The 14481-nt window shown below is 60.3% G+C and carries 17 protein-coding genes; 12 read left to right on the top strand and 5 right to left on the bottom strand.

Annotated elements, in window-relative coordinates:
• Positions 1-5: 5 nt before the first annotated feature.
• Together M3I54_RS04970 and M3I54_RS04965 are read right to left on the bottom strand one after the other, a co-directional pair.
• On the bottom strand, positions 6-713 hold the full coding sequence (locus M3I54_RS04970) for an SDR family NAD(P)-dependent oxidoreductase (RefSeq protein ID WP_254333533.1): 708 nt from the start codon (positions 711-713) through the stop codon (positions 6-8).
• A 174-nt stretch (positions 714-887) separates the two neighbouring features.
• Positions 888-1850 carry a GlxA family transcriptional regulator gene (locus M3I54_RS04965; RefSeq protein ID WP_254333530.1) on the bottom strand — a complete coding sequence of 321 codons (963 nt, stop codon included), beginning with the start codon at positions 1848-1850 and terminating at the stop codon, positions 888-890.
• Between the two features lie 329 nt (positions 1851-2179).
• Here M3I54_RS04965 and M3I54_RS04960 point away from each other — a divergent pair, with 329 nt between their 5' ends.
• The 3 genes from M3I54_RS04960 (at position 2180) to M3I54_RS04950 (ending at position 4566) form a co-directional block, all read left to right on the top strand.
• Positions 2180-2839 (top strand): response regulator transcription factor, encoded by a 660-nt coding sequence (locus tag M3I54_RS04960; RefSeq protein ID WP_254333528.1) that lies wholly within the window; start codon positions 2180-2182, stop codon positions 2837-2839.
• A gap of 156 nt (positions 2840-2995) precedes the next feature.
• Positions 2996-3391, top strand: a complete 396-nt coding sequence (locus M3I54_RS04955) for a response regulator (RefSeq protein WP_254333526.1) — start codon at positions 2996-2998, stop codon at positions 3389-3391.
• A gap of 200 nt (positions 3392-3591) precedes the next feature.
• On the top strand, positions 3592-4566 hold the full coding sequence (locus tag M3I54_RS04950) for a LysR family transcriptional regulator (RefSeq protein WP_254333524.1): 975 nt from the start codon (positions 3592-3594) through the stop codon (positions 4564-4566).
• Between the two features lie 607 nt (positions 4567-5173).
• On the opposite strand, the gene M3I54_RS04940 is transcribed toward M3I54_RS04950, so the two are convergent.
• Entirely contained in the window at positions 5174-6589 is a 1416-nt protein-coding gene (locus tag M3I54_RS04940; RefSeq protein WP_254333522.1) for a PLP-dependent aminotransferase family protein, read from the bottom strand.
• Between the two features lie 57 nt (positions 6590-6646).
• Here M3I54_RS04940 and M3I54_RS04935 point away from each other — a divergent pair, with 57 nt between their 5' ends.
• The 8 genes from M3I54_RS04935 to M3I54_RS04900 all read left to right on the top strand — a co-directional run bounded on the left by M3I54_RS04935 (position 6647) and on the right by M3I54_RS04900 (position 11603).
• Positions 6647-7003 carry a hypothetical protein gene (locus tag M3I54_RS04935; RefSeq protein ID WP_254333520.1) on the top strand — a complete coding sequence of 119 codons (357 nt, stop codon included), beginning with the start codon at positions 6647-6649 and terminating at the stop codon, positions 7001-7003.
• Positions 7004-7024: 21 nt separating this feature from the next.
• The gene (locus M3I54_RS04930) at positions 7025-7228 is read left to right on the top strand and encodes a DUF2970 domain-containing protein (protein ID WP_133179356.1); all 204 of its coding nucleotides are present in this window, start codon (positions 7025-7027) and stop codon (positions 7226-7228) included.
• A 188-nt stretch (positions 7229-7416) separates the two neighbouring features.
• Entirely contained in the window at positions 7417-7581 is a 165-nt protein-coding gene (locus M3I54_RS04925; RefSeq protein ID WP_254333518.1) for a hypothetical protein, read from the top strand.
• A 61-nt stretch (positions 7582-7642) separates the two neighbouring features.
• On the top strand, positions 7643-7798 hold the full coding sequence (locus M3I54_RS04920; protein ID WP_254333516.1) for a hypothetical protein: 156 nt from the start codon (positions 7643-7645) through the stop codon (positions 7796-7798).
• A gap of 207 nt (positions 7799-8005) precedes the next feature.
• On the top strand, positions 8006-8317 hold the full coding sequence (locus tag M3I54_RS04915; RefSeq protein ID WP_254333514.1) for a DUF485 domain-containing protein: 312 nt from the start codon (positions 8006-8008) through the stop codon (positions 8315-8317).
• A complete protein-coding gene (gene actP / locus M3I54_RS04910; protein WP_254333511.1) occupies positions 8314-9984 on the top strand; it encodes a cation/acetate symporter ActP in 1671 nt (556 codons plus the stop codon). Before M3I54_RS04915 ends, actP begins: the two co-directional genes overlap by 4 nt.
• A 23-nt stretch (positions 9985-10007) precedes the next feature.
• Positions 10008-10562 carry a cytochrome b gene (locus tag M3I54_RS04905; RefSeq protein ID WP_254333509.1) on the top strand — a complete coding sequence of 185 codons (555 nt, stop codon included), beginning with the start codon at positions 10008-10010 and terminating at the stop codon, positions 10560-10562.
• Between the two features lie 3 nt (positions 10563-10565).
• Positions 10566-11603, top strand: coding sequence for a nitronate monooxygenase family protein (locus M3I54_RS04900; protein WP_254333507.1), 1038 nt, complete (start codon positions 10566-10568; stop codon positions 11601-11603).
• Between the two features lie 24 nt (positions 11604-11627).
• Here the strand turns inward: M3I54_RS04900 and M3I54_RS04895 are convergent, their stop codons facing one another.
• Complete coding sequence (locus M3I54_RS04895; protein ID WP_254333505.1) at positions 11628-12578, bottom strand: LysR family transcriptional regulator; 951 nt, start codon at positions 12576-12578, stop codon at positions 11628-11630.
• A gap of 121 nt (positions 12579-12699) precedes the next feature.
• Here M3I54_RS04895 and M3I54_RS04890 point away from each other — a divergent pair, with 121 nt between their 5' ends.
• Positions 12700-12939 (top strand): hypothetical protein, encoded by a 240-nt coding sequence (locus tag M3I54_RS04890; RefSeq protein WP_254333503.1) that lies wholly within the window; start codon positions 12700-12702, stop codon positions 12937-12939.
• A gap of 126 nt (positions 12940-13065) precedes the next feature.
• On the opposite strand, the gene M3I54_RS04885 is transcribed toward M3I54_RS04890, so the two are convergent.
• Positions 13066-14391, bottom strand: a complete 1326-nt coding sequence (locus M3I54_RS04885) for a ferric reductase-like transmembrane domain-containing protein (protein ID WP_254333501.1) — start codon at positions 14389-14391, stop codon at positions 13066-13068.
• Between the last annotated feature and the right edge of the window lie 90 nt (positions 14392-14481).

The following is a 14481-nucleotide window of genomic DNA, read 5'->3' as shown; positions in this document are numbered from 1 at the left end:
ACCGCTCATTGACCTGCGCTCTGGCCGCCGTCCACGTGCAGGATCTCGCCCGTCACGAACGGTGCCGAGTCGAGATAGAGAATCGCATTGACGATGTCGCTCATTTCGCCCATGCGACCGACCGGATGCATTGCGCCGAGCGTGGCGTGCGTTTCGGGAGCATGCATCGGCGACTTGATCACCCCAGGCGAAACCGCGTTGGCACGGATTCCCGCGCGCGCATACTCGATTGCGAGCGACCTCGTCGCAGCGTTCAGGCCGCCCTTGGTGAGCGAGGCAAGAACGGACGGGACTTTACTGTTTGCCTTGTCCGCAAGCGTGGTGGTGACGTTCACCACGTGGCCGCTGCCGTGCTTCTGCATCGCTTCGATCGCATATTGCGTGATGTGGAAGAAGCCGTTCAGGTTGACGTTCAGGATCGCGGCGTAGTCGTCGGCGGTGTACTGCGTGAAGGGCTTCGCAATGAAAATGCCCGCGTTGTTGACGAGCGTATCGACACGACCGAAGTGCTCGATGGCGGCGTTCACCACGCGGCGAGCCGTGGCGGCGTCGCCGATGTCGCCGGCCACGGCAACATAGTCGGCCTCAGCGGCCGGCGTGATGGAACGGGCCGTGGCGACCACGCGATGGCCCTGCGCGCGAAAGGCCTTGACGGTTTCGGCGCCAATGCCTTGCGATGCTCCGGTGACGATGACGACCTTGGAAGTGCTCATTGTGTATCCCGCAGTATGGGTAAGTCGGCCGGGTGGCCGTTCGAATCAAGGGATCCGATGGACAAGCACTGTAGGCGCATCCGTTGCGAGTACGAACACACACCATGGACTAAGAGTCTTGCGTCGCGTGAACAAATCGCGGCGAGATTGCGAGGCTGCGCACGCGGCGATTGCTCAGGCGGCGACCTCGGTATTGTGGGACTGTTGGCGGTATTGCCGAGGGGTGACCTTCAGGCGCCTCTGAAACACCATGCGCATATGCGCAGCGTTATGAAAGCCACAGTCGAACGCAACGGTTTTCATCGGAACGTTGCGTTCCTCCAATAGCCTTTTTGCAGCACCAACACGGAGCTGATCCACGAAAGCGGAAGGTGTCGTGTGGAGATACTTCGCAAAGATCCTCGCCAGGGTGCGCCGGCTCACGCAGACCGCGTCGGCGAGTTGCTCTATCGAAAGCACATCGGAAAGATGGTCGTCGATATGACGTTGTACTTTTCCTATAAGCGAACTTTCATCGGTTAGCGCTGCAATGTAAGGATTACGTTGGTATGGCTCGCTCTGCAGATGAGCGCCAAGACGTCTTGCCACCTGTTCGGCGAGCTTCTGGCCCCAGTCTTGTGCGATGAGAGCGAGGCCAAGATCGAGCCCGGCGGTCGCGCCGGCAGATGAAATCAGACGTCCGTCGCGTATCAGGTTTTTATCGGGACGTATCCGGGCACGCGGGAATGCGCTTGCCAGCTGGCTCGCGTCGGTCCAACGCGCGGCAATCTCCTTGCCATCGAGCAGACCTGCGCGCCCGAGCAGCCATGCGCCGTTGCAAACGCAGCCGTATCGCTTCGACTCGAGTGCGCGCCGCCGCAGCCAGTCCAGAAAATCTTGTTTCGGCCGGACGTTCGTTGCGTGGGAGGCGCCTGTCACCAGCAGAACATCGATGTTTGCACGAAAGTCCGCATAGACCCACGGCATGCAAAGCTGCATTGCGTTCGAACAGGCGACCCCGCCTGCGTGCTCTCCAATGAGGGGCACCTGATACTGGCGCGCCTCGCCGAGCAAATGGTTTGCTTCGGAGAACGCGTCGAGCAGGCCTGCCATATCCATGGCCTGTACACCATCAAGCACCACAATAGCGACTTTCATTTTGCGCACCCAATCTGGCCAATGATCCCGATAGCGCGATGACCCGTAGTAAAAAGGTTAAGCGTGCAGCGGTAAGCTGACCATTCTCCGAATGGCTGAAGCTGTATCTAGCCGGCATGTGGTGCCTAATACGCCGGTATGAACCGTGTAGTTCCCAGGCGTGGTGCACCAAAAGGGGCCGGGCTAAAGCGCATGAGTTATGTGGGCGCCTGCTTCAAAGGCGGGCACCGCTCACAGCGTGCAAGCGGTAGCGATAAGTCTTGCTATTGCTTACCATATGGCGAGCATCGGCACTTTTTCGCCATCACGAACTTTTCGAAGATCGAGCGATGAAACACGATAGCGTTGGGACGCGAAGTGAACAACTACCGGACTCGCTCGTGTACGTGATCGACGACGACGAGTCTATTCGAGGCGCGCTAACCAGTCTGCTCATGTCAGTGGGCATCGAGGTTCGGGCATTCGAATCGGCTGACGAATTCCTCGCCGTGAAAATGCCGGACGTGCCGAGTTGCCTCATTCTCGACATTCGACTACGAGGCGAGAGCGGTCTCACGCTTCAGCAGGAAGCCTTTAAAGAGAGCATTCGATTTCCCATCGTCTTCCTGACGGGACATGGCGATATAGGCATGACCGTCAAGGCGATGAAAGCGGGCGCTTTCGATTTCATGACAAAGCCATTCAAGGATCAGGATCTGCTCGATACGATCGCTGCGGCGCTCAAACGCGATGGCGAATTGAGGCGCCAGGCGAGGCTCGTTGCAGGCATTCGTCAAGCGTACGATTCGCTGACGGCACGCGAGCGCGAAGTGATCGGGCTGGTGACGGAAGGTCTACTGAACAAACAGATTGCTGACCTCCTGTGCCTCAGCGAGGTCACGGTCAAGATCCATCGGGCGCAGGCCATGCACAAACTCAATGCGCGATCCGTGGCCGAGCTCATCAGGAAGTTGCAGCAGGTGCAGCCGGTTCCTCAGAGCGCCAGATAGGCATTTGCGCATTCGCTGCGCGATGGTGGCCTTCGTCAGCGCGCGGATCTCGCCCCGCTAATACGCACTGTCACAAGAATCATCCGAAGGTGTGATTGCTGCCCCCCCGGCGGCCCTGTACTTTGCAGAAAGATTCTACCTTTCTGCATCATTTCGATGGCCACCGGAACCCAGATAAAACCAGCGCGCTCGTCTGCAACGATCGCCATGGTGGACGACGATCAATCCGTCCGGATGGCGCTGTCCAGTTCGCTGCGTTCGGCGAGCTGGAACGTCATCGACTACGCGTCCGCCAACCATCTTCTGGGCGATACGCGCCGCTCGAAACTGAAACTCGTCGTTGCCGATATCCAGATGCCGGGCATGGACGGCTTTGCGCTGCTCGAGTCGATCAAGCTATGGAAGCGTCCAATCCCCGTCATTTTCATTACCGCGTACGCGACCGAGGAAATGCTCGAGCGCGCAAAAAGTAACGGCGCCGCCGGCTTCTTTTCGAAGCCCGTGGATGACGCAGGACTTCTCGCACTGGTTAGTGAATTGCTGAAAAAGTGACGTGGCCGAACGTCCGAAATTCGGGCGCTGCCGGGCCTGACGAACTTGCCGCTATGCCGGTCGCTCGTTCAGGCCATCCGAATGGATTAGACGCGCACGCGCCTGCATAAGGCATCACATCATATCGAACGATACCGTTGCGCGGCTTACGCGCTTACGCTTGAATCGTCGGTCAGGGCAAAACACTCGTGAGGTGCGAGATGGATCAGCTTTACATGTTGCGTGCATTCGTCGCAGCTGCGCGGTATCAGAGTTTCAGCAAGGCCGCCGAATCGTTGAATGTGACCACCGGATCCGTGTCGAAAGCGATAGCCAGGCTCGAAGAATGCGTCCAGACAAGAGTCCTGCTCAGGACGACGAGGTCCGTTTCCTTGACAGACGCAGCGCAATCGTACTACCTGATTTGTTGCCGTTTGCTCGAAGAGCTCGACGAAGCGAACCGGCGTATTGCGATGGAGCATGAGGTCAACGGCGGAAAGTTGCGGCTTGTCGTGCACCCTATGCTGGTGAGCGGAACGTTCTCGCAGTTGGTACGGCGCTATCGCGCGATCGCGCCTCATGTGAGTCTGGTGGTTTCCGTTCAGGATCACGCCACGAACCTGTTCGACGGCCGTTTCGATATCGCCATTCTTCCGCCAAATCTCGTCGAGCAGTCCACCGTGATTCGCCGGACGCTATCCCGGTCGCCTCGCATTCTCGTGGCCGCACCCGGGTATCTCGAGCAATACGGTGCACCGGAATCCGCTGCGAAGCTCACCAATCATTTTCTGCTAATCGATCCGGAAACGAGAAAGAAGAATGCGGACTTCATCGATCTGCGTGAGGGCGGACGGAAAGTGAGCATTACGCCCATGTCGTCGATGGAAGGCAACGAGGTGGTGCTGCGCGCGGCGGCGCTCAACGGAACCGGCATTGCCACGCTGCCTGAAACCATGGTTCGCGAAGATATCGATATGGGATATCTCATGCACGTTCTGCCGGAATGCACGGCGTCGGATAGCAGCGTTGAAATTTGCCTTTTCTATTCTCACCGGGAGCTGATACCGGCCCGGCTCAGGATGTTCGTCGACTTCTGCACCGAGTTCTATCGGGCGCCTGCGAAGGCGGGTGCCGATGACGTGATACGCGTACCGCAACCAATGAAGCGAAGCGAAGATCTTGCGATGATGTCATGACGGCTTGCCGCGAGATGCATGCGAGGTCGTCCAGCGCCAAAGAGGAAGCGATGTCTCACGTATTGCACAACTGGATATTCGTTGGTAGTACTGCCTATGACGAATACACCTTCGTTCCGTGGCTGAACAGGAACGTCTACCGCCGCACGGTGGATTTGAGTCGTGTTTGCCTGCTGTGAGTGTCCGCGCGTTCTGCGCAGGCCGATTTCCCGATACTCCCATGAAATGGAAGGATCATTCCCGGGGCTGCAGGATTCTCTTATCTATTGAAAGTGATTAATCTGGCCAGGCTGTTTCCCCGGAGGCATCGCCTCCATCACCTTGCTAGAGAGATTGAAATGAGATTCCTTACTGCTGTCCTTTTTGCATGTTCGCTGTCGGCTAGCTTCGCTGTCCACGCGGAACCCCTCGCTCCCGCGCAGGCGGATGTTCAACAAACGGCCCAGGCGAATACGTCGCGAGCGAATACTTATCAGGCGCCGCGGCGTCCGGCCAGGACGCCGGCAAGGGACGCCAATGCTTGTGTAGGCCCGGCAAGCTTCTGCAACCTGTTCTTTGGCAGTTAAGGCTGCCATGGGTTGGCGCCGCGCGCATCGATCGATCGCGATTAGGCACACACATCGGGATGAAGGAGCAGTTCACCGAGCGTGCGGATTGCCTCATCGATGCGCGGCGACCAGGGATGCCCATAGTTAAGACGTATGCAATTTTCGAATGCACGTGACGCGGAAAAGAGCGGGCCGGGCGCGACACTGATCCCGCGTTCGATCGCGAGACGATGGAGCGCCATGGCGTCGATGCGCTCGCGGAACGTGAGCCACAGAAAATAGCCGCCCTCTGGCCGCGTGTACTGCGTGCCTTCAGGCAGCCATCGGCGGATCGCCTCGATCATCGCATCGCGCTGCGTTTGCATGGCCAGCCGGATCTTCTTCAAATGACGCTCGTAGCCGCCGTGCTCCAGATAGTCGGCAATGCCGGCCTGTGCGGGAATGCTCGCCGAGATCGTCGTCATGAGCTTCAGGCGCTGCACGCGTTCTGCGAAGCGGCCGGCGCTCGCCCAGCCCACGCGGTAACCCGGCGCGAGGTTTTTCGAAAACGAGCCGCAGTGCATGACGAGACCACGCCGGTCGAACGCGATGGCCGGCGGCGGATAGTTCGGTGCGTAGTGCAACTCGCCGTACACATCGTCTTCGATGAGCGGGACCTCGTGTTTCGCGAGCAGTTCGACTAGCGCCTCTTTCTTCGCCGCCGACAAGGTGACGCCCGTCGGGTTCTGGAAATTCGTCATGAACCAGCAGGCGCGGATGGGGTGCTTGTTCAGCGCTTGCGCCAGCGCGTCGAGGTCGAGCCCCGTGGCGGTATCCACGGGAATTTCGACCGCGCGCAGGCCAAGCCGTTCGATCGCCTGAAGCGCGGCATAAAAGCCCGGCGACTCTACGGCGACGATATCGCCGGGCTGCGTGACCGCCATCAGGCAAAGATTGAGCGCTTCTAGCGCGCCGTTGGTGATGATGATGTCCTCGGCGGGCTGCGAGATGCCAACCCGCATGTAGCGCAGCGCAATCTGCCGCCGCAGGTTCTCATTGCCGGGCGGCAGATCGACCACCGTGCTCCACGGACTCACGCTGCGCGCGGCCTGGCCGAGCGATTTCGCTAACCTCGACAGCGGAAAGAGCAACGGAGAAGGGAAGGCGGAGCCGAGCGGCACGATGCCCGGGCGCTTGGCGGCATCGAGCACCGAAAACACCAGCTCGCTGATATCGACAGTGGCGCTTTCGCCCGCCGTCGCGCGCGGGTGCGCCTTGTTGGGCTTCGAGAGCGGCGCGACGTAATAGCCCGAACGTTCTTCGGCGCGCACGAGGCCCCACTGTTCGAGCACATAGTAAGCACGCGCCGCCGTGGACTGGCTCACGCCGTGCTGCGCAATGATCTGCCGCAGCGACGGCATGCGCGAGCCCGGCTTCAGGTTGCCGGAGCGAATCTCGGCGGCCATGCTCTGTGCGAGGCGTTCATAGCGTGTCATGCGTCCTGGTTCTTCCAAAGATGTCATGGGTGGACTCGTGCTTCGATCGATTTTCTCATGGCACGCCGGACCGGGAATCCGATCTGCTACGGTCAATTATGCGTCGACTGCTTCTATACGCGCTTCCTGCGAGGGCGGATCATTGCGGCTAGTGCGCATCGCAGTCCGGGTCTGTTCTCCCGGGATGCGCCGGGATTACTGCGCGAGTGCCTGGATCATCACCTAAACCCGCAGAGCTTGCGGCTCTTTTTGCCTGTAGCGTGGCAAGCCTTTCGCCCCGGTGCGCGAGTACCGGGGCGTTTCTTCGTCTGTGCCTGCCAGCGCGTGCATCTGCTGCATCGCTCGAATTGTTCGCAACTGCTGCTTTTTTTGTCAATGCGCAAGGTTGAAGATCAGGCTATCCGATCGACCTGATCGACGTAACCGGAGTCAATGATGGAACTCGTTCAAATGATGCGCATGGTTCTGTGGAGCTTCTTCGGCGTGCGTAAAAGCGCATCGCACGAAGCCGATTTGGCCAGCGTGAACTTCAAATGGCTGCCGTTCGTGGCGGTCGTGCTGGCTGCGATGATTGGGGCTTGCATACTGGGTGTCGTGCTGTTGGTCGCGCATTCTACGGGAACCGCACAAGGGTTCTGAGCATGCGGTGTCGCCGAAAACATGGGGCGTCAGCGAAGCACCGTGAGACATGAGATTGTTCGGCATTTCATAACGGTGATTTCGTCCCCGCTGCGTTGATCTTTGCGGTGCTGCGCGTAATCTGGTTATCAGGAAGCGCTGCATTTCACGCGACGCGATTCACCCAGTTTTGAGGCAAGGAGTGTGAGATGGATATCCTCAATCTCGCCCGACAATCCGGCATGACGGTTGTGCTCGATGCACGCATTGGCCAACAGGAATACCACTCCGTTCACAGCAGCGTGGCAGCGCTGGAGCGGTTCGCTGCGCTGATCGAGGCACACCGGCAAGCCGAGCCAGAGAAGCACATCTGATCCGCTTCATAAACCATCTCATTGGAGCCATGTCGTGAAAGATGATGGGCGGGATTTTCGTATGATCGAAAGTCACGGCAGCGCAGGCGACGCAACAGCAGGTCAGCAAACGCGCCATGCCGCACTGTCGCGCAACTGGGCCTGGACTCACCAAGGCGAGTCGTACGACTGGATGGATTCGGCGGGGCCATTCCCGCTCGAGGTCCTGGCGGAGTAGGCACTCGGGAATACTGCCGTGAGCACGGCTGTGATGCGACGCGCGACGCTTCACTCAAACAGATTGCAGCCATCACTAAACATCATTTGAGGAGATTTTCGGTTCGACCTATTGTGAAGTTCAGGAGAAGCGGCAGCCCCCGGTGGATCAACGGCGATATCACGGGACAGGGCATGCCGGACACCTTCCATGGACGGAGACAATCGGATGAACCCCACGACCCTGCATGGGATTCGTAGCAATCCCCTGTTCGCCGCGCTGGTCAAACGCCGGCGCAGATACATTGCGTGGCTGACGGCCATCACGCTGATTCCTTATTGCGCGTTTATCGCGCTTGTCGGATTCGCCCCCACTTTGCTCGCGATCCGGCTTTCCGCCGACAGTATCGTCAATATCGGCTGGCCGATTGGCGTTGCGCTGATCGTCGGCAGCTGGTGCCTCACGGGCTTGTACGTTCGCCGCGCCAATGGCGAATTCGACGCGCTCACTGCCCAGATCCTGGCGGGAGCGAAACCATGAGCCGCGCCGGTCTTGCTCTGGTCTTCACGCTCCTGCTGGGCGTCGCGACCCACGCGGCAGCGTCGGAGGTCCTGCACGGCGTTGAACAGCGTCCCCTCAATCTCACGGCGATCGCGATGTTCCTTGTCTTCGCCGTGGCGACGCTGGGCATCACGTACTGGGCGGCGTCACGGACCCGTTCGATGGACGACTTCTACACCGCTGGGGGAGGCATCACCGGATTCCAGAACGGCATGGCGCTGGCCGGGGACTATATGTCGGCGGCGGCGTTGCTGGGCGTGACCAGCATGATCTTTTTCCACGGCTACGACGGCGTGATCTACGCGATCAGCTTTTTCGTCGCCTGGCCGCTGCTGCTGTTCCTGTTCGCGGAGCGCATCCGGAATCTGGGCCGTGTCACGATCGCCGATATCGCATCGTACCGGCTCGACCAGAGCCGGATTCGTACGATGACCGCCTTCGGCTCATTGACCGTCGTCTGCTTTTACCTGGTTGTCCAGATGGTCGGTGCGGGGCAATTGATCCAGTTGCTGTTCGGTCTTCCCTACAACGACGCGATTATCGTGGTCGGCCTGCTGATGGTAGTCTATGTGACCTTCGGCGGCATGGTGGCCACCACGTGGGTGCAGATCATCAAGGCTGCGCTGATGCTGTTCGGCGGCACGCTGCTGGCCGTTCTCGCGCTTTACAGGTTTGGTTTTTCGCTGAACGCGCTGTTCGAGCAGGCTGTCGCCGCGCACAAGAACGGCGTGCACATTCTGCTGCCGAGCAAGCTGGTGTCCGATCCCATCGCGCTGATTTCGCTCGCGATCGGACTGGTGTTCGGCACAGCGGGGTTGCCGCACATCCTCATGCGCTTTTTCACCGTGCCGGATGCGAAAGAAGCACGCAAGTCGGTGTTCGTTGCCACGGGCTTCATCGGATTCTTCTATCTGGTCATCATGGTGCTCGGCATGGCGGCGATCGCCATTGTCGGCCGCAACCCTTCGTTCTATGTCGATGGCCTGACCGGTGGCAAGCTGATCGGCGGCAGCAACATGCCGGTCATGCATCTCGCCCAGGCGCTCGGTGGCAATTTGCTGCTGGGTTTCCTGTCTGCCGTTGCGTTCGCAACCATCCTTGCCGTCGTTTCCGGTCTCACGATGGCGGGTACCTCAGCCATCTCGCACGACCTCTATGTGATGGTGCTCAAAAAGAACCGGGCCGATCCCGCCAGCGAGCGGCGGGTATCCAGAATCGCGTCAGTCTGCATTGGCGTGGTGGCGGTGCTGCTGGGCATCGTGTTCAAGGATCAAAACATCGCCTTCCTCGTTGCACTGACTTTCGGTGTCGCCGCCTCGGTGAATTTTCCGATCCTCGCGCTTTCGATGTACTGGAAGGGACTGACGACGCGCGGCGCGCTCACCGGCGGCATCGCGGGCCTCGTGAGCGCCGTCACGCTCGTCATTCTGTCGCCCGCCATCTGGGTCACGGTGCTGGGCCATGCGAAGGCGATCTTCCCCTACGATTATCCGGCCATCGTTTCGATGACCCTTGCCTTTCTGTTCGCCTGGTTGGGGTCCGTCACCGACCGCAGCCAGCAGGCGCAGCGCGAGCGGGACGACTTCGGCGAGCAGGCCATTCGCGCGCAGACCGGTTTCGGCGCGTCCGGAGCGGTCAGCCACTAGACAACGATAGCAAGGAGACAATCATGCAAATGCGTGACAACGGTCTGGGTTTCTCGCCCATCACGATCGCGCTGCACTGGATCGTGGCAGCGCTGCTGTTGTCGATCATCGGATGCGGCATAGCGCTCATCTTCACCGCGGACGACGCGCAACGAATGAGCCTCGTCCGTACGCAGAATCTGCTGGGCGCCGTGCTGTTCGTCGTTTCGATCTACCGGCTCTGGGCACGGCTTTCTTCGTATCATCCGCTGCCCGTGGGCTCGCCGAACCCCGTCGAAGTGATCGTGAGCCGCTCCGTTGCGGTGGGTCTCGCGCTCGCGATGGTGCTTCTGCCGGTTGCCGTATGGCTTTCCCGGGCGGCGGCCGGTGTCGCCGTCGAGCTGCCGGGGGGATTGGCGATCCCGACGCTCATTGAACCCAGCGTGCCAGTGCAACGGGTCGTGGATATTCTCTTCGATATCGGGGCGACGGTTTTTCTCCTTGGCCTCGCGTTGCATCTGTTCGGAGCACTGAAGAATCATTTCGCTCTGGGCAATGATGCCCTCAAGCGGATGCTTGGCAAACATGTGGAGCTTTGAGCGATGAGCGAATTCGAATCGGCCTTTGGCGGGAACGCGGTCACGCAGCTGTGCGGCGTCCGGTATCCCGTCTTTCTCGGCGGAATGGCGGCGATTTCCGGCCCGAAGCTGGTTGCCGCGGTGGCGAATGCCGGTGGCATGGGGACGCTTGGCGGCCTGCGTTTGCCGCCGCTCGCACTGCGCAAGTGGATACGGGAAACGCGGGAGCTGACGGACAAGCCCTTCGGCGTGAATCTCGTGCCGAAGTTCGGCGGCCCGACCGTGTTCGAGGCCCAGTTCCAGATCGTGTTGCAGGAGCGCCCGCGGATGCTGTCGCTGTTCTACGCCGAAGACTATGCGGCGGACATGATCCCGCGCGCCAAGGATGCAGGCATGATCGTCATGGTGCAGGTGGGCTCGGTTGCGCTCGCCCGGCACGCGATCAGACACGGCGCGGACATCATCGTCGCGCAGGGCAGCGAATGCGGAGGTCACCTCAACCGGGGCACCATCGGCGTCATGTCGCTGTTGCCTGCGATCTGCGAGGTCGCGCAGGGGCGTCCCGTGCTGGCGGCTGGGGGGATCACGACGCGCGATGACGTGCGCGCCGCGATGTTGCTCGGGGCGTCGGGTGTGCTCGTGGGCACCGCGTTTGTTGCGACCGACGAGTCGAATGCGCACCCGCTCTACAAGCAAAAGATCGTCGAAGCCAGCGTGGACGACATCGAGTATCGCACCGGATATTCGTTCGGCTGGCCGTACGGCACGCCCCATTGTGTGATTCCCAATCGCGACAAGTGGAACCTGCTGCGCTTTGTTGGCGGTGGCGCACGCGCGATCGACAAGCCGCGCATGGCGCAGAAGCTCTCGCTCTACGCGGGGCAGGGCGTCAGCAAGATCGGCAGCGTGGTGCCGGCGGCAGAGCGCGTGGCAGAGTTGGTGGCGGGCCTGCCGGCGTCGATGGTTGCGGCGAATGCCCGCGCGATGCCCGATGGCCTGGCATACGTCGCAAGCCGTGCGTTGGGACAGAGGGAGCCGGCTGAGTGCCGCGCCGCATACTGACCCCGATGCGGTGTTCGGGGGCGCTCAGGCCGCCGCCGTCGAACGCCGCGTGCTCTTGCGATTCGGCGTAGTCGCGCGCTTCGCTTTCGTGTCGTCACTCGAGAGCGCGAGTTGGTCGCGCGCGAGAGCGACAAACGCGCTCAATGCCGGTGTCGCCAGCGTGTCGTTGCGCCGTATGAATACTGTCTTGACATTGGCGAACTCAAGAGGGAGCGCGTGAAGGGCGATAGCCTGGCGCGATGCGTAGTTTTGCGCAACGGCCTTTGGCAACAGCGTCACGCCCATCCCCGCGGCCACGCATGCGAGGATGCCGTCGAGCGTGCCCAATTCGAGCACCTGGTTGGGGACGAGTCCGACCTGATAGAACCAGTGTTCGAGTGTGGAGCGATAGAAGCAGCCCGTGCGGAAAACCAGCACCGTCTGCTGTGGCATGACATGGATGAGTTCGTCGAGCGAGGCGAACTCGCAGCTGCTCACGAGGACGAGCTCCTCCTGGAAGACCTCGTCTTGCGCGAGCACCGGGTTCTGGTGAAGACCGCCGACGAATGCGCCGTCGAGGCGATGACTCTCGACGGCCTTGATCAATTCGGCGGTCGTGCCGGTGAGCAGTGACAAGTGGACCTGAGGATACTGCTCGCGGTATTTGGCCAGTACCTGGGGCAGGCGTATTGCCGCGGTCGTCTCCATTGAGCCGAGCCTTAACGTGCCTGCCGGCGTTGCGGTGTCGAGTAGCGCGTTGCGGCTCTCATCAGTGAGCTGGAGGATGCGCTGGGCGTAGCCCAGAAACGTTTGCCCGGCCGATGTGAGCACTACGCCGCTCTTCTGCCGGATAAACAGTGGCTGACCGAGCTCGGCCTCGAGTTCCTTGACCCGCATCGTGACGTTGGATTGCACGGTGTGCACTTTCTCGGCCGCCGCTGTGAAGCTGCCGTGCTCCGCCACCGCACAGAAAATTTTCAGCTGACGCATCTCCATGGCGAATTCCAAGAATCACAAATAATGATGGAGTACATCATTTATCATCACTTTACTGGATTGATCGGCGCCAGCACAGTGTCGTAAACGCGAACCTACGCGGCGGAGAATTACACACGCATTGAGAATCACCGGCTGGTACTACCGCGTTGTACGCCCGGGCATGATTGCGCCAGGCGACGCCATCACGCTTGTCGACCGGCAAACGGAACGCTTCTCCATCGACGAGTTCTGGAAGGTGCAGTTGTCGCATCGTCCGTCCACTGATGCGTTGGTCGAACTGATTGCCATTCCCGGCCTTGCGTCCGACTGGAAGCGGCGCCTGGGCGAGCGGGAAAAATGGCTGCGTGCGCGTCAGTGACGCGTTCGGTCATGCTAGTGCACAGAGGTCACCCGCAGATACGCAAACAGCAGCGACAGCACAACCACAATGATGCCCGTCGCAATCACCAGGCGATTGGCAAACAATCGACGCATCGCAAATCTCCTAGACGAAGCTGTAGCGTTCGGAATGGTATCGGGAAAGCGGCACTTTCATTTCGCCGAGCGCGGACTCGATTGCATCCATCATCGGATCGGGCCCACAAATGAAATATTCATGATCGGCATACTCGGGGGGAAGATGACGTCGGAACAATTCCGCGTCAATGCGACCGGTGTCTCCATCCCAGCCATCGGGCGGATTTGCCAGCACGTAGGCAATCCGCAGATCGAGGCGAGTCTTCAGAGTGTCCAGTTCCTCACGGAACGTGAGCGAGTCCCAGGTCTTCGCGCCGTATATCAGCACGAGCGGACGCTTGTCGCCGCGATCTGCGAGCGTACGGATCATGCTCATCATCGGCGTGATGCCGATACCGCCCGCAATCAGCACATGCATATCGGTTGGATTGCCGATCGTGAAAGCGCCATACGGCCCATCGAGATACACACGCTTGCCGACGGGTATCTTGTTCACGGTACTCGTGAAGTCGCCGAGATTCCGAATCGTCATTTCGACGCGGCCGTCCGGCGCCTCCGCGCTCGACGAAAAAGAAAAGGGGTGTCCCGTGACCCTGAATGGTCCGCTCCACACGGTTAGCCAGCCGAACTGACCCGGCTGGAAGCGCCAGCCTGCATGGCCGTCGGGCAGCATCACGAGCGTCGTTGTGGCGCCGCGTTCCGTGCGCACCTCCGCGATCCGGTAGGGGCGTCGCAGCATAAAAAGCGGCTTGACGAGTCGCACGTAGAGCAGCAGGAAGATCCAGAAGATCGCAAGGCAGATCCAAAGCGTCCGCTTGAACGGATCGGTCAGATAGAAGCCCCAGCCGATCATGTGAAGCATGCCCGCGCCGATTGCCGTCAGCGCGAGCACGATATGCGACAGGTGCCATATCTCATAGCGGATTTTCAGTTGTTTGCGCCATAGAGCCGTGATCACGAGAACGATGAGCGAGCCAATCGAGAGGATAGCGAACCAGGCGCCCCACGGGACCTCACTGAGGGATTCTGGCATCGCGACTGATTCCGAGCGAATGGCGACCAGAATAAGCGGATGAACGATGACGAGGCCGACCGCCAGCAGCGAAACCCGTCGATGAAAGTGATAGATGACGTCCTCGCCCCACGGCTCGGTCACATGACGAAAGCGCGCGGTCAGACCAAATTGCAGGCCCATTATTGCAAGCCCCGAGTAACCGAGCGCAACCGCAAACTCGGTGCCGAAGTTTCGAGCGGGCGGCAGTGTGCCTGCGAGCAACGCGAAGAGCGGGGCGAGTATGAAGAGCAGATAGATGGCGGACCAGATGGCCCTGCGTATGAGGTCACGTGACAGCATGAAATGCCTCTCTATCTCTGCAGCGAAATAAACGGGCGTCTCGCTGTCCGGGGCGCCGTCCCTCGCATGAAAGAGGCCGCGCGTCGCTCG

Origin of the sequence: Paraburkholderia sp. CNPSo 3274 (assembly GCF_024206475.1) — a bacterium.
Taxonomy (GTDB): Bacteria; Pseudomonadota; Gammaproteobacteria; order Burkholderiales; family Burkholderiaceae; genus Paraburkholderia.
Note: the sequence above shows the minus strand (reverse complement) of the source record. Positions and strands in the feature narration are given on the sequence as shown.